The 16582-nt window shown below is 63.5% G+C and carries 17 protein-coding genes and 4 tRNA genes; 5 read left to right on the plus strand and 16 right to left on the minus strand.

All coding sequences use genetic code 11. The annotated features are described in order from the left end of the window. Positions 1–22: 22 nt before the first annotated feature. From ruvA to E3O46_RS04280, 12 genes are all read right to left on the minus strand, one after another. Positions 23–652, minus strand: coding sequence for a Holliday junction branch migration protein RuvA (ruvA, locus tag E3O46_RS04225; RefSeq protein ID WP_134561162.1), 630 nt, complete (start codon positions 650–652; stop codon positions 23–25). After that, the gene (gene ruvC / locus E3O46_RS04230) at positions 649–1248 is read right to left on the minus strand and encodes a crossover junction endodeoxyribonuclease RuvC (RefSeq protein ID WP_174774634.1); all 600 of its coding nucleotides are present in this window, start codon (positions 1246–1248) and stop codon (positions 649–651) included. The genes ruvA and ruvC overlap by 4 nt, the downstream gene beginning before the upstream one ends. A gap of 12 nt (positions 1249–1260) precedes the next feature. Then, positions 1261–2025 carry a YebC/PmpR family DNA-binding transcriptional regulator gene (locus E3O46_RS04235; protein WP_134561163.1) on the minus strand — a complete coding sequence of 255 codons (765 nt, stop codon included), beginning with the start codon at positions 2023–2025 and terminating at the stop codon, positions 1261–1263. Between the two features lie 177 nt (positions 2026–2202). Then, complete coding sequence (locus E3O46_RS04240; RefSeq protein ID WP_134559863.1) at positions 2203–2739, minus strand: DUF1697 domain-containing protein; 537 nt, start codon at positions 2737–2739, stop codon at positions 2203–2205. 58 nt (positions 2740–2797) lie between these two features. After that, positions 2798–3391: a pyridoxal 5'-phosphate synthase glutaminase subunit PdxT gene (gene pdxT / locus E3O46_RS04245; protein ID WP_134449443.1), complete on the minus strand. Its 594-nt coding sequence runs from the start codon at positions 3389–3391 to the stop codon at positions 2798–2800. Positions 3392–3400: 9 nt separating this feature from the next. After that, positions 3401–4303 carry a pyridoxal 5'-phosphate synthase lyase subunit PdxS gene (gene pdxS / locus E3O46_RS04250; RefSeq protein WP_134449442.1) on the minus strand — a complete coding sequence of 301 codons (903 nt, stop codon included), beginning with the start codon at positions 4301–4303 and terminating at the stop codon, positions 3401–3403. An 81-nt stretch (positions 4304–4384) separates the two neighbouring features. Continuing rightward, positions 4385–4939 carry an HIT family protein gene (locus E3O46_RS04255; RefSeq protein WP_174775113.1) on the minus strand — a complete coding sequence of 185 codons (555 nt, stop codon included), beginning with the start codon at positions 4937–4939 and terminating at the stop codon, positions 4385–4387. Position 4940: 1 nt separating this feature from the next. After that, positions 4941–6893 carry a threonine--tRNA ligase gene (gene thrS / locus E3O46_RS04260; RefSeq protein WP_134561165.1) on the minus strand — a complete coding sequence of 651 codons (1953 nt, stop codon included), beginning with the start codon at positions 6891–6893 and terminating at the stop codon, positions 4941–4943. A gap of 91 nt (positions 6894–6984) precedes the next feature. Beyond that, complete coding sequence (locus E3O46_RS04265) at positions 6985–7656, minus strand: hypothetical protein (RefSeq protein ID WP_134449439.1); 672 nt, start codon at positions 7654–7656, stop codon at positions 6985–6987. 104 nt (positions 7657–7760) lie between these two features. Next, positions 7761–7832, minus strand: a tRNA-Val gene (locus E3O46_RS04270). Between the two features lie 35 nt (positions 7833–7867). Then, positions 7868–7941, minus strand: a tRNA-Cys gene (locus E3O46_RS04275). Between the two features lie 50 nt (positions 7942–7991). Then, positions 7992–8063: transfer RNA gene (locus tag E3O46_RS04280), tRNA-Gly, on the minus strand. Between the two features lie 158 nt (positions 8064–8221). Here E3O46_RS04280 and E3O46_RS04285 point away from each other — a divergent pair. Next, positions 8222–8297 (plus strand) — tRNA-Val (locus E3O46_RS04285). Positions 8298–8366: 69 nt separating this feature from the next. Here the strand turns inward: E3O46_RS04285 and E3O46_RS04290 are convergent. Beyond that, a complete protein-coding gene (locus tag E3O46_RS04290; RefSeq protein ID WP_166787381.1) occupies positions 8367–9518 on the minus strand; it encodes a site-specific integrase in 1152 nt (383 codons plus the stop codon). Positions 9519–9647: 129 nt separating this feature from the next. Between E3O46_RS04290 and E3O46_RS04295 the strand changes: the two genes are divergently transcribed. Next, on the plus strand, positions 9648–9848 hold the full coding sequence (locus E3O46_RS04295) for a helix-turn-helix transcriptional regulator (protein ID WP_134449437.1): 201 nt from the start codon (positions 9648–9650) through the stop codon (positions 9846–9848). Between the two features lie 853 nt (positions 9849–10701). Next, the gene (locus E3O46_RS04300) at positions 10702–11058 is read left to right on the plus strand and encodes a hypothetical protein (protein WP_134449436.1); all 357 of its coding nucleotides are present in this window, start codon (positions 10702–10704) and stop codon (positions 11056–11058) included. Positions 11059–11405: 347 nt separating this feature from the next. Here E3O46_RS04300 and E3O46_RS04305 read toward each other — a convergent pair whose 3' ends face one another. Together E3O46_RS04305 and E3O46_RS04310 are read right to left on the minus strand one after the other, a co-directional pair. Next, positions 11406–12170 (minus strand): hypothetical protein, encoded by a 765-nt coding sequence (locus E3O46_RS04305; protein ID WP_134449435.1) that lies wholly within the window; start codon positions 12168–12170, stop codon positions 11406–11408. A 200-nt stretch (positions 12171–12370) separates the two neighbouring features. After that, complete coding sequence (locus tag E3O46_RS04310; protein WP_134449434.1) at positions 12371–12931, minus strand: hypothetical protein; 561 nt, start codon at positions 12929–12931, stop codon at positions 12371–12373. Positions 12932–13241: 310 nt separating this feature from the next. Here E3O46_RS04310 and E3O46_RS04315 point away from each other — a divergent pair, with 310 nt between their 5' ends. Beyond that, positions 13242–14549 (plus strand): hypothetical protein, encoded by a 1308-nt coding sequence (locus E3O46_RS04315; protein WP_134449433.1) that lies wholly within the window; start codon positions 13242–13244, stop codon positions 14547–14549. Positions 14550–15200: 651 nt separating this feature from the next. Further along, positions 15201–15788, plus strand: coding sequence for a hypothetical protein (locus E3O46_RS04320; protein WP_134449432.1), 588 nt, complete (start codon positions 15201–15203; stop codon positions 15786–15788). Positions 15789–16049: 261 nt separating this feature from the next. On the opposite strand, the gene E3O46_RS04325 is transcribed toward E3O46_RS04320, so the two are convergent. Next, the gene (locus E3O46_RS04325) at positions 16050–16577 is read right to left on the minus strand and encodes a hypothetical protein (protein ID WP_134561166.1); all 528 of its coding nucleotides are present in this window, start codon (positions 16575–16577) and stop codon (positions 16050–16052) included. Positions 16578–16582 lie beyond the last annotated feature (5 nt).

The raw sequence follows: 16582 nt of genomic DNA on the forward strand, positions 1-16582 counted from the left end.
GTCGCCGCGAACTGGTCCGATGTCACTGCCGGTCCTCCGAAGCCTGGTGCGCCGGTCCGAGCCGGGCGAGGACGAGCCTCAGCAGGGCGGCGACACCGATCAGGTCGGGTTCGGCGGCCTCGGCGAGGGTCTCCCTGACGGCTTCCTCCGCGACGCGCTCGGACCAGCCGAGGCCGATCAGGGCGGCCTGGACGCTCGCTGCGGGGCTTGCCACGGCAGGACGCCTGGTGCGGGGTGCGCCGTCGACGGCCGAAACCACGACCTTGCCGGCCAGGGACAGGATGATGAGCTTCGCGGTCTTCGGCCCGATGCCGCTGACCTTGCGGAAGACGGCGTCGTCTTCACCTGCGACGGCCTGGGCCACCTGGTTCGGGGTGAGCACGGCGAGTACGCCGAGCGCGGACTTCGGGCCGACCCCTGTGACGCCGATGAGAAGTTCGAAGACGGACAGCTCGTCGGCGGTCGCGAAACCGTAGAGGGTGAGCGAGTCCTCCCTGACCAGCAGGGTTGTCAGCAGGCGCGCCTCGCTGCCGTGCCGGAGGCCGAGGGCGGTCGTCGGCGTCACCTGCACGGCGAGCCCGACTCCCCCGACCTCGAGCACCGCCGTCGAGCCAACGGCGGAGAGGACGAGTCCACGTACGGAAGAGATCATCGCTTAAGCCTACGGGGCACCGCCGACGCTGCCGCTCCGCGCTCCGCGGCGCGCCACGCAGCCTGTGCCGGCGTGAGTGCGCCGCCCGCGAGCCCGTCCGTCGTCGGAAGGGTGCCTCCTGATGCCCCGGTTCGCCAGGCGTGGCAGATGGCCAGTGCGAGTGCGTCCGCGGCATCCGCCGGTTTCGGGACCTCGCTGAGGCCGAGCACGCGGGCGACCATGGCGCCGACCTGGGCCTTGTCCGCCGAGCCGTAGCCGGTGATCGCCGCCTTGACCTCGCTCGGGGTATGCAGGGTGACCGTGAGGCCGCGCTGGGCGGCGAGCAGGAGGGCGACCCCGCTGATCTGGGCGGTGCCCATCACCGTGCGCACGTTGTGCTGGGCGAAGACGCGCTCGATCGCGACGAAGGCCGGCTTGTGCCGGTCCATCATCTCCTCGAGTCCTCGGCTCAGCAGCAGCAGGCGCTGCTCGAGTGGCAGGTCGGGCGAACTGCGCAACACGGTGACGTCGACGAGGGTCGCCGTGCGGTTCGGCGCGACGTCGACGACACCGACGCCGCAACGGGTGAGCCCGGGGTCGATTCCGAGCACCCGCACGGCCACCGTTGACTACTCGTTCTCGGCTTCGAGCTCAGCGGAGACTGCGGCAGACACGGCGTAGTTGCTGTAGATGTTCTGCACGTCGTCGAGTTCCTCGAGTGCGTCGATGAGCTTGAACACCTTGCGGGCGGTCTCCGCGTCGACGTCGATCGTGAGCTGCGGGACGAAGGCGATATCGGCCGAGTCGTAGTCGATTCCGGCGGCCTGCAGTGCCGTACGGGTCGCCACGAGGTCCTGGACCTCGCTGAAGACCTCGAAGGTCTCCCCCTCGTCGACGACTTCTTCGGCACCCGCGTCGAGGACCGCGCCGAGAACGTCGTCTTCGGTCACGCCGTTCGCCTTGGAGACGACGACGATGCCCTTGCGGTGGAAGTTGTAGGCAACACTGCCCGGGTCGGCCATGTTGCCGCCGTTGCGGCTGACCGTCGTGCGGACTTCTGCCGCAGCGCGGTTCTTGTTGTCGGTGAGACACTCGATCATGATGGCGACGCCGTTGGCGGCGTAGCCCTCGTACATGATCGTGGTGTAATCGACGACGACGCCGGCGAGGCCGGCTCCGCGCTTGACCGCACGGTCGATGTTCTCGTTGGGGACCGAAGTCTTCTTGGCCTTCTGGATCGCATCCACAAGCGTCGGGTTACCCGACAGGTCGGCGCCGCCCATCCGAGCGGCGACCTCGATGTTCTTGATCAGCTTGGCGAAGGCCTTGGCCCTCCGTGAGTCGGTGACCGCCTTCTGGTGCTTGGTAGTCGCCCACTTGGAATGTCCGGACATGAATCTCCCGTTGTCGTGCTTGGCTGTCTGATTGTGGTGCCGGCCGTCTGCCGCCAGTGGCAGAAAAGCGAATTCGTCGCACCAATGCGCTGTTGGCCAGTCTAACCCGAGGTGCCCGATCCGCCCCGCCGGAGCCGTCCGGCAGGCGTGGCGGACGCCCTGACGAAGCAGGGAGGATCAGAGCGTGATGATCTTCTGCAGGGTGTTCAGGTTGCGGGTCGTCGTCGTGGCGCGGTATTTCACCTTGGCGCTCTTCTTGCTGAAGGCGCTCTTGATTCCGACGGCACGCCGGACCTCCCAGTAGAGGACGCCGTGGCCGAGTTCGATCCGCTCGTCCGCCTGGTCGAGCTCCCTGGCATGGCCGGCGAGCTCCGCGAGGTGGGAGGGGTCAGAACCGAACATGACGTAGGCGTGCCAGCCCTCCCGTTCCGGGAACGGGTAGGACCGCACCTCGCGGGCGAGTTCTGCCTCGTCGATCAGCACAATCCAGGCCTCGTAATCGAAGCGCTCCGACAACGCCGCCTCGATCCGGCTCTTGATCGCGTCCGGTGAAGCCTCGGCCGCCTCGTCGACTGTGAAGACGACGTTGCCGCTCGCGACCACCGTCTTGACGTCCGAGTAGCCGAGGCCCTCGAAGGTCTTCACGAGATCATTCATGGCCACGGTTATGCCGTTGACATTGATTCCCCTGAGCAGGGCTACATATCTCATCATCGTTGACTCATGCCAGAACCCTAGTCCCGCAGCCGGCAGGCGGGAAACCCCGGCCGGATCAGCCGAGGAAGCGGGCGGCCGCGACCGTTCCGAGGAAGTACTCGTGGAAGCGGTGCTCCCCCGTGATCTCCGGGTGGAACGAGGTGCCGAGCAGGCGCCCCTGCTCGACCGCGACGCAGCGGCCGTCGGCGAGCCGCGCGAGGGCCCTTGCCTTCGGACCGACGGTATCGACGACCGGGGCGCGGATGAACACCGCGTGCACCGGCGCATCGCCGAGCACCGGTACCTCCAGATCGGTCTCGAAGGACTGCGTCTGGGAGCCGAAGGCATTGCGCCGGACGCTGATGTCGAGGCCGCCGATGCTCTCCTGGCCGCGAATGCCGTCGACGACGGTGTCCGCGAGCATGATCAGTCCCGCGCAGGTCCCGTAGACCGGGAGGCCGGCCCTGACGGCGGCGCGCAAGGGATCGGCGAGGCCGAAGGCCCGCGCGAGCTTGTCCATCACGCTGGATTCGCCGCCCGGAATCACGAGCCCGTCGACGCGGGCGAGTTCTTCTGGTCGGCGCACCAGGACGACGTCCGCTCCGAGGGTGCGCAACACCTGCGCATGCTCGCGGAAGTCGCCCTGGAGGGCGAGTACTCCTACCGTCACCTGTTCGAGCTACCAGCCGCGCTCGGAGAGGCGGTGCGGTGCCGCGAGGTCGGACACGTTGATGCCGACCATGGCTTCGCCGAGGCCGCGAGAAACTTCGGCGACGATCTTGGCGTCGTCGAAGAAGGTGACGGCCTTGACGATCGCGTTGGCGCGCTGCTCCGGGTTGCCGGACTTGAAGATTCCGGAGCCGACGAAGACGCCGTCCGCGCCGAGCTGCATCATCATCGCGGCGTCTGCAGGGGTGGCCACGCCGCCCGCGGTGAAGAGCACGACGGGGAGCTTGCCGGTCGCGGCGATCTCGACGACGAGCTCGTACGGCGCCTGCAGGTCCTTGGCCGCCACGTAGAGCTCGTCCTTGCTGAGCGAAGCGAGGCGCTTGATCTCGGCGTTGATGGTGCGGATGTGCTTGGTCGCCTCCGAGACGTCGCCGGTGCCGGCCTCGCCCTTCGACCGGATCATCGCGGCACCCTCGTTGATGCGGCGGAGCGCCTCACCGAGGTTGGTCGCGCCGCACACGAACGGCACGTCGAACTTCCACTTGTCGATGTGGTTCACATAGTCGGCCGGGCTGAGGACCTCGGACTCGTCGATGTAATCGACGCCGAGCGCCTGCAGGACCTGCGCCTCGACGAAGTGACCGATACGAGCCTTCGCCATCACGGGGATGGAGACCTCGGCGATGATGCTGTCGATCAGGTCCGGGTCACTCATCCGCGCGACGCCGCCCTGGGAGCGGATGTCCGCGGGAACGCGCTCGAGCGCCATGACGGCGACGGCTCCGGCATCTTCGGCAATGCGGGCCTGGGCTGCAGTGACGACGTCCATGATGACGCCGCCCTTCATCATGTCGGCGAGTCCGCGCTTGACGCGGCTCGAACCAAACTGCTCGATGGATGTTGTTTCAGTCATAACGTGAATTCTATTCCTTGCGTCTGGTGGGAACTCCGCGAGCAGCGGCTGCGGGAGCGGGAATGGTAGGGATGGGTGGAGCTAGTCCTCGTCGCGCGGCCAGCCGTCCGCGACCATCCGGCGGACGTCGCCGAGCAGCTGCGGAATGGCCTTGGTCTTCGCGATGATCGGGAAGAAGTTCGAGTCTGTGGCCCAGCGCGGAACGATGTGCTGGTGCAGGTGTTCGGCGATGCCCGCTCCGGCGACCCTGCCCTGGTTCATCCCGATGTTGAAGCCGTCGCAGTTGGAGGTCACGGCGAGCACGCGCATCGCCACCTGGGTCAGACTACCGATCTCGGCGACTTCCTCTGGCGTTGCTTTGTCATAGGTCGCAATGTGGCGGTACGGGCAGACGAGCAGGTGGCCGCTGTTGTACGGGAACAGGTTGAGGAGCACGTACGCGTGCGTGCCGCGGGCGACGATGAGCGCCTTCTCGTCGGTCATCGCCGGGGCGAGGCAGAACGGGCAGGCGTCGGCGTGCGGCTGCGTGCCGTCCTGGATGTAGACCATCCGGTGCGGCGTCCACAACCGTTGGAAGGCATCCGGTACGGCCGCGAAGTCGCTGGACGATTTGATCGTCTCGTCTCCGGCGTCCATCTCAGACCTGCGCCTTCGTTGCGATCGCGTCGACGATACGGGCGATCGCATCCACGACGGGGATGCCGTTCTCCTGGGTACCGTCCCTGAAGCGGAAGCTCACCGATCCGGCCGCCCGGTCGTCTTCGCCTGCGATCAGCTGGAACGGCACCTTCGCCTTGGTGTGGGTGCGGATCTTCTTGGGCATCCGGTCGCTCGAGGTGTCGAGTTCGGCGCGCACCCCGAGTGCCTTCAGCTGCCGGATGACATCACCGAGATAGTCCTCGTACGCTTCGGCGACGGGGATGCCGACGACCTGGACCGGGGACAGCCAGACCGGGAAGGCGCCGGCATAGTGCTCGAGGAGGATAGCGAAGAAGCGCTCGATGGAGCCGAGTAGGGCACGGTGGATCATCACCGGCTGCTGGCGGGTCCCGTCGGAGGCGGTGTACTCCAGGTCGAAGAGTTCCGGCTGGTTGAAGTCGAGCTGGACCGTGGAGAGCTGCCAGGTCCTGCCGATCGCGTCTCTGGCCTGCACGGAGATCTTCGGGCCGTAGAACGCCGCTCCGCCCGGGTCGCTGACCAGTTCGAGCCCGGACTCGACGGCGACCTGCCTGAGGGTCTCGGTTGCCTCGTCCCACTGCTCGTCGGTGCCGACGAACTTCACCGGGTCCTTGGTGGAGAGTTCGAGGTAGAAATCGGTGAGCCCGTATCCCCGCAGCGTCTCGAAGACGAACTCGAGCTGGCTGGCGACTTCCGCCTTCACCTGGCTCGCGGTGACGTAGATGTGGGCATCGTCCTGGGTGAGCCCGCGCACCCGGGTGAGGCCGGACAGCGTTCCGCTCTTCTCGTACCGGTAGACGGTTCCGAATTCGGCCAGACGCAGCGGAAGTTCGCGGTAGCTGCGGCCCCGCGCCTTGAAGATGAGGTTGTGCATCGGGCAGTTCATCGGTTTGAGGTAGTAGTCCTGGCCCTGCCGGGTGATGTTCCCCTCCGCGTCGACCTCTTCATCGAGGTGCATCGGCGGGAACATGCCGTCCTTGTACCACTGCAGGTGCCCGCTGGTCTCGAACAGGTGCGCCTTGGTGATGTGCGGGGTGTTGACGAGGTCGTAGCCGTTCGCGAGCAGCTGCTCGCGCATGTAGTTCTCGATCTCCGCGCGGATGATCCCGCCCTTGGGGTGGAAGACCGCCAGTCCGGAACCGATTTCCTCCGGGAAGGAGAACAGGTCGAGTTCCTGGCCTAGCTTGCGGTGGTCGCGCTTGGCGGCTTCCTCCTGGCGAGCCTGGAAAGCGCGCAGCTCGTCCTTGGTCGGCCAGGCGGTCCCGTAGATGCGCTGCAGCTGCGGGTTCTTCTCCGAGCCGCGCCAGTATGCGGCGGCGAGTCTGGTCAGCGAGTATCCGTTGCCGATCATGCGGGTGTTCGGCAGGTGCGGGCCACGGCAGAGGTCTTTCCAGACCGTCTCGCCCGTCTTCGGGTCGACGTTGTCGTAGATGGTGAGCTCGGCGCCGCCGACCTCGACCGATTCGTTGTCCGCGGTGGCCGCGACGGCGCCGCCCTTCAGCCCGATCAGCTCGAGCTTGTACGGTTCCGCGGCGAATTCGGCCCTGGCGTCTTCATCGGTCACGACGCGCCGCACGAAACGCTGGCCCTGGCGGATGATGCGGTCCATGGCCTTCTCGAGCGCCTTGATGTCTTCTGGCGTGAACGGCACCTCGACATCGAAGTCGTAGTAGAAGCCGTCCGTCACGGGCGGACCGATCCCCAGGCGTGCCGCCGGGTTGACGTTCTGCACCGCCTGGGCGAGCACGTGCGCTGCCGAGTGGCGGAGGATGTTCAGGCCATCCGGCGACGAAATCGTCACGGGTTCCACGACATCCGTCTGGGTCAGCGTTGCGGCGAGATCCTTGAGCTCACCGTTGACGCGCATTGCGACAACAGACCGGTCGGTGAAAAGCTCAAAGCCGTCAGCCACGTGTAGTACTCCTCAGTATTGTGCGAACCCCTCCAACTTTAGCGGCGCGGTCGCGACCGGGATTCCCGTGCGGCTCGGGCGGCTGCCAGGCTCAGGCCACGAGGACGGTGTCGTGCGCACGCAACGGCACGGGTGCCCCCTGCGGCAGCCGGCGGAAGAGATGCCCGATGACGTCCGGTGAACAGGCGATCACCTTGACGAGCCCTGGCCGGTCACGGGCGAGAGTCGGATCGGATGCGAGGGTGACCGCCAGGAGCCCCGCTCCGCCGTCGAGGAGCGGGGAGAGCCCGGCGGCGATCCGCGGGCTGACGTGGCCGACCGGGCGCCCGGTCGCAGCGTGGACGGCGATCCCACGGGGGCCGGACCCGTGCGCCTGCTCGCGGACGAGCGCGACGACCGAACCGGGCTGGAGGAGTCCCTCCCGTGCGACGATCGTGCGCTGGTCGACATTGTGCAGCCAGAAGCTCCAGATGCCGAGGCCGCGCAGGTGGCTGTTGCCGAGCGCGACGACCCGGCCGGTGCTGGGCTCCGTCAGCCACAATTCACCGGCGTCGGCGGCGAGGTACAGGGTGGGCAGTCCTTGCGCATCGGCGATGAGCAGGCGGTCCCAGTCCTGCGGCGGCAGGTACCTGCTTGCCGGCACCCCGCGACGGGGGGCCCTGCTGGCGCCCGGGCGGTCGGTGACGTCAGCGCCGACGACGGCCGGGAAGTCGGTCGCCCGGCGGCCGAACCGGATGCCGTGCGGCACCGTGTGCGAATTCATGGCGAACCTCCCCCTTGAGAGTGCTGCACCAGACTCCGGACCGGTATCCCCATTCCGGTGGACGTTAAACGAAAAAACCCCCGGGGTAACCGGGGGTTTATCTGTGGGCGATACTGGGATCGAACCAGTGACCTCTTCCGTGTCAGGGAAGCGCGCTACCGCTGCGCCAATCGCCCAAATCTAGTGCTTCAAGAACTTCGTTCTCCAAGACTGGAGGTGGATACGGGATTCGAACCCGTGTATACGGCTTTGCAGGCCGCTGCCTCGCCTCTCGGCCAATCCACCGTATTCGGGTTCATACCAAAGAGAATCGGCCTTTCGGCCGATTCAATTCGAGCGGATGACGAGATTCGAACTCGCGACCCTCACCTTGGCAAGGTGATGCGCTACCACTGCGCCACATCCGCAACTGCGCGCATTTCTGCGTGCTTTGAAGACTGTACCGGTACTTTTCCGGATATACAAACCGAGCGGAACTTGAGCGTGCGGTGGCGCGTCGGTGCACGACAGACGCCCGGTCTGGGCTAGTATCGAGAGTCGCGGTCGAACAAAATTCGCTCGCCGCGGGCGATTGGCGCAGTTGGTAGCGCGCTTCCTTCACACGGAAGAGGTCATCGGTTCGAGTCCGGTATCGCCCACCAGGTAAACATCAGGTCAAAAGCCCTTTCCGAATCAAATCGGAAGGGGCCTTTTCTTCTTCCACAAACATTTCACAAGCGTTTTGATGCGGGAGACACTGACGCAACCCACCCCTCTGCGGCCTTCCCGAGAGCATCCGCCACGCCGTCGAGGTCATCCTCAAACAGGTCGGCGTAGATGTCCAAGGTCATGGCGGCGCTCGCATGGCCGAGCATTCGCTGTACAGATTTCACGTTTGCGCCGGCATGAATGGCGAGGCTCGCCGCTGCGTGGCGAAGGTCATGCGGGGTGACCTTTGGGAAGGGCTCGACTGGCATCCCGTTGGCTGCATCGACGCGTGCCGCGTTCACTGTGGCCACTGCGACGTTGAAGGTGCGGGGCCGCCAATTGTTCAGCCGGATGGGGCCACCGGATCTCCCGGCAAAGACCAGCTCTGACTTGAGCCGGCCGGCGGCTTGCGAGCTTACGAGCTCGGCGATGAAGCCTGGCATCGGCACGCTACGGTCCCGATTGCTCTTGGTCGGACCGCCCTCCATTACCCCGAGGACCTCGGTTACCGAAGCTCGAACGTTGACCCGTCTGCGCGGCAAGTCCAGATCCCCGATGGTCAAGGCGGCTGCCTCGCCGAAGCGCAACCCGGTGTAAGCCAAAAAAAGGACGAGGCTCCTGGACTCAGGACGGACGGCGGCCGCCAGCTCGAATACATCGCCATGTGTGAGGTAGATGTTCTTCCGCTTCCGCGCCCGCGGAAGGGCGAGCTGACGCGCCGCGTTAGCTGGCACGAGACGCGCCGTCACGGCGATACTCAACGCACCGCGGAGTATCCCGACGGCTTTCTCAATCGTGGCGCTCCCTGCGCCGCCATCACTCATGTCCTGGACCCAAGCCTGGACATCAGCGTTACCAATGTCCCCGACCGCCCAGCCCTGCCATTTGGGCATAGTCCACTTCGACGCATGGAATCCACGGTTAGCGGCCGTGCTGGGCTTCACGGCAGCGGTCCGAGCAAGGTGTTCGGTGATGAGCTCCCCCACTTTCTTGCGCCGAGCTGACTCCGAGATGAAGTTCCCAGAGTTCTTGTCGATGAGGGTGGCCGCAGCCCATGTCGTCGCGTCTCGCTTCGTCTTGAAGCCGCGCTTCTCCGTACTCTTCCCGGTCGGCTTGCGGTACCGGACCATCCACCTGTCGCCAGCTTGGGTGGAATATTTCGCGAAGGATGCCATACGGCTCAGCCTATGAGCGCTTCCGGTGGCGCTTGTACCAACGAATGTCCCACCTTTTGGGGGCGCTCCATACATGGCGGCATGACGACTTTGACTGCCCCGCTGAATTCCCGCCGCAGGGGAATAGGTATGACACCTTCCCCAACCCCCACTCCCCTACTCAACGCCAAGCAAACTGCCGCTTGGCTGGCCACCTCCGAGGCCGCTCTCTCCCAGCTTCGCTATCGGCACGAGGGCCCTGCTTATGTCCGCCTGGGCCGCGCCGTGCGGTACCGCCAAGCCGACGTTGAAGACTTCATCACCGCTGCCATCGTGCGCACCTCGCGGTAGCCCCAGAAACGACGAACGGCCCCGTCCTCCGAGCCGGAGAGCGGGCGACGGTCCTACGCGGGAGTGGGTCCGCGGACCTCACGATGAGGACGCCGGCGATTCGAAGAATGAGACCATTTACCCGCCCGTGTCACACGTCCACCTGACACCCCAGCCCTCGCCAGGAAGCTCGTAGGTGGTGACGCTCAAATCGTTGGCAGGCGGCTGCAATATGCTTTCAAAGCTAACCTCTTGGCTTCCTCCAGCGCCCAAGCAGGGACCGCCTCCAGCATGGGACCTCCACGTCGTCTGCCTCGGAAAGCACAGGAGGTAGGCGTTTCTTGATTGCGTGGTCGAGACCACCGGTGTCGAACACGTCGCGAATTGCGAGAACGACCCTCTTTCAGTCCTCGCGGCGTCGGCCGCCAAGTCGGCAGGCCGGTTGATTCGGAGGACATTCCAAACTCCGAAGGTTGTGCTGCACCAAAGCCAGTGGAGCAATCCGAAGTCCCTTTGAGAGTGCGTTTCTTGCTTTCGCACACAGGGCACCCTCCTACTCGAATCTGACGCCGTCTTCCTCACGAATGCCCGTGTGGCGACTAGCGCTTGTGGGTAGCGCGAGTCCGGGCAGGCGGTAGCAAAATTCCGGGAACTCGGTAGCGCTTGGGTCTGTGGGCTGCTTTCCTTTTGATGACGCCAATTTCGACATCCGGTACATCATCGTGGGGCGGGCCCAAGGACGCCGCGTCATTGCCCGCGGGGATCCTCGAGCGGCCACCACCCGGATGGCCTGAAGTTCCAATGAATCGCTGGGTCGAGACCCACGAACGTGCCGACGTCTGCCCGATTCCCGGCCGTTGCTATGCTTCGGCCCATGGACTTCTTCCGGCGTATACGGCGAAGCCGCGCCACGCTCATCCCAAGCACCGGTCATTCCCAGGACGACCAGCTCCTGGGGATCATCGGGGGCACCGTCGGCGGGCTGGTGTCTCCCCGCGAATGGATCCACTACGTCTACTGTGATAGCGCCGACGGAGCCGCTACCCTCGAAGCCGCGGCCATCGTTGATGGCTGGGAGGTTCGCCGAGTAAGTCAGGGCGAGGGCATCATCGCGACGCGCATGGACCTTCCGGTCAACCCGATCACCGTGCCTGAAGTACGGAAGTTCTTCATGGAGGCCGCGTCTCGCGTGAAAGGTGGAGAATACGACGGGTGGGAAGCGGCCACATAACTCAACATATGAACGCTGCTGCTCATCCAGTCTGGGCCCCATCCTCCGGCTTCGGACCGCCGCAGGCCACCGCCCAAGCAGCGCCGTGGCAGAACCGGCGAACGAGTCAGAACAGCGCCCTGCGCAACTGCGATCATGCTCGTTAGGAGGACCCTGAACGGTTCTGCCTACGGACAGTGAATCTCGCCGTAGGCGACGAGTGTTGTACGAGGCAGAACCGGCGCTTCGGAATCCTGGCTCACCGAGCGCAACGGAGGCTCGTTTCTCGACATGCGATCATTCTGCCTGAACCGGCCCAGGAAACCGCTGGACTAACCCTTACTCCGAGACCCCGAGCGGAGTCGCGCTCATCTCAGCGCCCATCCTGACGCTGAGGTCCACACCGTGACGGCACCGACGATAAGAGATCCCAGCGCCCATCCGGCGGCCCAACCCTTCGCCGTCATCGTCGCCGTCAACGCCGCGCTGGAGGCGAGAGCCATCGCCAGAATACCGACACCGATGAGCACGATGGTCCGGGCCAGGAGGGAGCTCGCTAATCCAAAAACGGCAAACCCAGAAATCGCATAGGCGCCGCCGACACTCGTGATCACGAATAGGACCCAGAGAATACTCGTCGAGACGAAAAGAGGAGAACGATCCTTTTCCGGATACTCTTCCCTGAGCTGCGCCCGAAACCGGTTCCGGTAGACGGCCGTCGGTCCCTGCAATAATTCCTTCACGGATTCGGGTACTCGGCTGTCGGGTAGCACGAGGAAACGGGCCGCTTGGGATTCGTCGATCCCCGACGCTGCTAAGAGCCGTGCCAGGCGGTCCCGTTCGACGTCCGTGGTCCAGCCGTCGAGAGTAATGCCCCATCGGCCGGCTTGGTCCGGTTTGCCCATCTCTCTGTACCGGTCTGCAAGGACTCGACGAACAGAGCCAAGGGACGGATCAAGACGGATGGCGTCCTTCAATAGGCGCAACGCGTCGGATTGCTGACCGTGCGACCACGCCTCGGCGGCTCGCCCCAACAGTTGCTCATCATCCACGCGTGACAGTCTGACGCAGAAGACGCTGAAACCGAGGAAGGTGGCTGCCTCGACTTCAATATCAGCGTGAACGCGAGTCACGGGGTAGATGCCAAGGCAGAAGTTGAGGGACGCTGCAATGCGGCAACAGATGCTGATTTCCGCCTCTGTTACGACCGCTGCGCATACACGTCGCCACCGCCTGGAGCGCTGCCGGACGCGAGGGGTGCCGAATCCGGGTCAGGGTCGGCCGGGTGACCGCAAAAGGGACGGTCGGCGCGACTTCCGCACCTCGTCTTCGGCTATTCCATGTCCAGGTTGAAGGCGAAAAGTGTCCATGGCTCGAAGCTATGCGCATTGAGCCGTGAAGGTGACATCTTCTGGCTACCGAATTCGTGCTGAACGTAGTCGAGCAGATCATCGCCGTAGATGATCACGTCGGTTTGGTACACCGAGAACACTGGTGCGGAAGGCCCGATGGGATCAGCCGGCAAATACCGGTGACCGTACAAGGGAACAAGCTTCGGCCATTTGGCGATCTGGTCCGAGGCGATCACCCGCCGCAACTCGGTAGTCGCGGGGCGCTGCCCCCAGGACACCGGCCAGAACGCGTCGTTCACGACATCGAACAGCACGCCATCGGTTAGCCAGTTGAGGGCGCTCCGGAGTAGGTCGTCGTTTTCGTTGCGCCAGTCGAACCATCCCTCACCGTGGGGCTGGACTTTCGAAAGAAACTCACGGTGATCGCCTCCGAACCGAAAGCCGAATCGATTCTCAACCCGCGCAATGTCGCGTTCGCTCAGCCCGTCTCCAAGCGAAACTCCGCGGGAACGGAGATAGGCGATGCTCTTATCAACAATCACGAAATCAGACTACGGCGGCGACGCTCAACCCCTACCGCTCAGCTCATGATCTGGCGCCCGCAAGCCGGACGGCTATCGACGCGGTTCTTGAGCAATTCTGGCCGAGCGATCAGGATCCTACTTGCAGCATGAGTGGCCGCGGTTCTCGGCGCCGTTCGTCTCTAGGACGCTAGGGCGCGGATCTGGCTGGCGCCGAAAGGACCGACCCAGGAGCGTTCCCCAATGAAGGGGCATCTAAGGGAGTACGGTGTGGCGGCCCGTTGCCTCATAAGGTTGTCCCTGTGTGTTCTGAATACCAGTTGGAGGCAGGGTGCTCACTTCGCGGGAGATCGCATCGCTGATCCTGATCGGCATCGCAGTTGTCGCTGTGTTTACCGTGCCAAAGTTTCGGGCTCACATGGCACCGTCGATTCGGGCGGTCATGACGGTTGCGTTTGTCCCACGCCTCGTGTTGCTCTACGTCGTCGTGGTGATCATGTCTGTCACGTCGACTGCCGTCGCGTGGCTGATCGGGCTGTGGGACGCGAGTCTGTTGAAGGACGCGGTGATCATCACCGCGACGGTGGTTTTCCCGATGACGTTCCGTTCCCTCTCCTTCAAGTCTGGGGGTGAACTCACTCACAAGCTCGTCCGCGACACCCTCGCCCTCGCCGCGCTGCTCACCGTCTACCTGGACGCGGCTCCTCTGCCGCTGGGGTGGGAGATCGTTTACCAGCTGGCGGCGATCTTCTTCATCACCGTGCAGGCCTTCGCCTCAACCAAGCCCGAGTTCGCGCCTGCGAAGAAGGTGTCCGATGTCTTGGTCTTTCTCCTAGGCGCTTTCCTGCTCACCTGGACCACTGCATCGCTAATTCAGACGGCGCCGGACTGGTCAGAGTTCTTTCAGTCGTTGTTCTTCGGATTTTGGCTGCCGCTATCCCTCCTACCGTTCTTCTACCTGTTCGGATGTTTTGCCGTGACCGAGAAGACCCTGGCCCGATTTCGTGCCTTCAGGAAGCCACTTTCGCCAGAAGTCACAACCGCAGTGATGATCGGCAGTCGTCTGCGTCTTAGCCTGCTCACTCGATTGACCGGACGCTACAACGCCGTTGCGGAGGCAACCGGCTTTCGGGATGGCCTCATAAAAATGGGTCAGTTTCGCGCTGACCTCGACCGCCGCGACGCGGAAGAGGCCGAAAGACTCCGCCAGCTCTCAGACGGCGCTGGAGCGACTGGCGTAGACGACGACGGACTCCATCGCGACCGACGTGAGTTTGAGGTGACGAAGAAGCGTCTCGACTGGATCTGGACATGCCAGAACGGCCAGTACGACCGACAAGGCGGACGGTATTGGGATCACCTGACGGATTTGGTCGTCGATGCCGAAAAGCACGGCCTCCCGGCCGATCACGGCTTCATCGTGGAGACCTCTGAAGACGGCCAGACATGGCGGTCATGGCGTCGTACGCCTGGCGGTGCGGTCCTCGCCGTCGGCGGTCGAGCGCCACGCAGCATGTTCTATTTTCAGGACGACGAGCCGCCCGACACCTGGCCTTCGGAAGGCGTCGGTGGGTGGCGCGACGCCGCGCGCGAAGAGTGGCCCCCAGATTGGAACCGCAACGACGGAACGAGGCTTTGACCTCGATTCATGATCCCTGTCATCGCTGACTGAAATCTGCGGGTGCTCTTGACACGCGGTCCATCATTGACAGACGGCCCTCCCGCCCGCAAGCCGGTCCTTCCGTCCTCGCTCAACTCGACCGATAGACTCCGTCTGCGCGATTCCCGAATACCCCGCCCGGTAGAAATCCCCGGAAAGGTACCTCATATGCAACAAAGTTGAGACACCGGCAGGCCGCTGCACAGCCACACACTCCGTGGCCGGAAGTGGACTCGACTTCTTCGCCCTCAAGGTTCGCGGGCCCGCAACGAGTACCTCTTGCGCCGGAGGGAAACCTCGCGAGCGGCTCGCGCTGCCCATGGAGTCAAGTCGCCAGTCAAGGACGCTGCGTTGAGATCGCCGAAAACTCTCATCTTTTAGTTTGGGTGACAAGGCAACACTTGGCCAATTTCCATGTCCCAAACCGCTACCGACTCCGCAGAACTCTGCTACCAAAACCGTGGACTAGCGCTACCAACAATGCCTACTCCCCACCCGTGGACCGGAACGGGCTCGGCGTACGAGACTGAAAAGCGCTGGCTAGGGGACAAGTCAGGACTGGATCTTTGTCGGACTGGTTGGTCTGTTCGCCGGTAGCCTGAGTGTGAGTTTCGACATGGTGAAGGAGGAATGGATATTGTGACTGTGCTGAGCACCCTCTTGGCAAGCCTCCCGACACTGATCACCGCGGTTGCAGGCGTAGGGGCCTACTTTTTGGGCGGTCTGAATGAGCGAAAACGCGATGAGCGCGCAATGGCTCGGGAGGAGGCCGCTAGACAGGGGAAGCGTGCGGAGGACCTAGAGAGAGAACGCCATGAGTTCCAGCTGGCCAACCTCTTGAAGTTGCAGGAGTCATTGCGAAAAGTGACCCGTTCAGCAGTCCTCAGCGTGATTGCCGATCAACGCAGCGTGGCCGCGACCGGAACCTTCACTTTTGCTCCGTCTGAGATCGACGTAGGCGCGTTTGAGAACACCATCCGTTTCATTCGATTGGTCGAGCGCGTGACAAACGACGAGCTTAGGCAGACGTTGAACGAATTTGGATCGCATCTCGGAACGTTGTCGCTGCCTCCCATGAACTGGGCTGATCTAACAAAGGAAGCGTCCGAGAGGATTTTGAACGCTCGCTTCTCTGGGCTGGCTCCGAGATCAAAACACATTGCCGAGTTACTCGGATTGCACCTCCGGGAAGAACTCAATCGGCGCGACAGCAGGTAACGAGCGGCGAGCATTAGCACTTCATACCGACGTAGCCAACTGGAAAGAGTCTTTTCCGTTCGCCACAACTGGAATTCTCGTGAGTAACGAGTGAGCGGCGGGTTTCTACGTGGAGTCAAATCCCGCACCGAGGACATAGAACCCCTAATAAAACTGTATTTCTTGGTGCACCCCCCGGGACTTGGACCCGGAACCCACTGATTAAGAGTCAGTTGCTTTTGGCGCGAAATACATGGGTTATGGCAAACATTTCCATCAGTCTCAACGGCGATTCGGGCTCAAAGCGCTGGCAAACCGCGGGCAAAGTCCCTGACCCCAAAGTGCGTGCATCATTGGCACAACTGAACGGAGCAGCCGTTGCCTCGAGATCGCCACGACAAGAGATGCGCCAGCAACCAGCAGTGAGACCACAGCAATTCCAGCCAAGCTCCACGCCATACGGCGAGAAAATCTATCCGATGCCGCCGACGCTTCGACTGCTTGGCGCGCGAGCCCAATATTGGCTTCAGTCAGTTCGACGAGGTGGGCAATCGCCGCGTGGGTATCTTTCGCAACACTGACTTGGGCCCCTGCAAGATCCGGCAGCGGACTCCTCACGAGCAGTCGAGCAGGATCACGATGCAGCACACCGAATACCGTTTCGGGACTAACCTCCTGGTGATGCTCCACTTCCTCCCAACTTTTCATGTTTGAAAGCATGTCCGCACCAATCGTCTTCACAGCCTCCCTAGCAGCCCCAATAGCTCCATCGCCAATCAGTGGACGCTCATCGTGTTTCAAAGTCTTCACCCTCC

It is taken from the genome of Cryobacterium glucosi (assembly GCF_004402235.1).
Lineage (GTDB): Bacteria > Actinomycetota > Actinomycetes > Actinomycetales > Microbacteriaceae > Cryobacterium > Cryobacterium glucosi.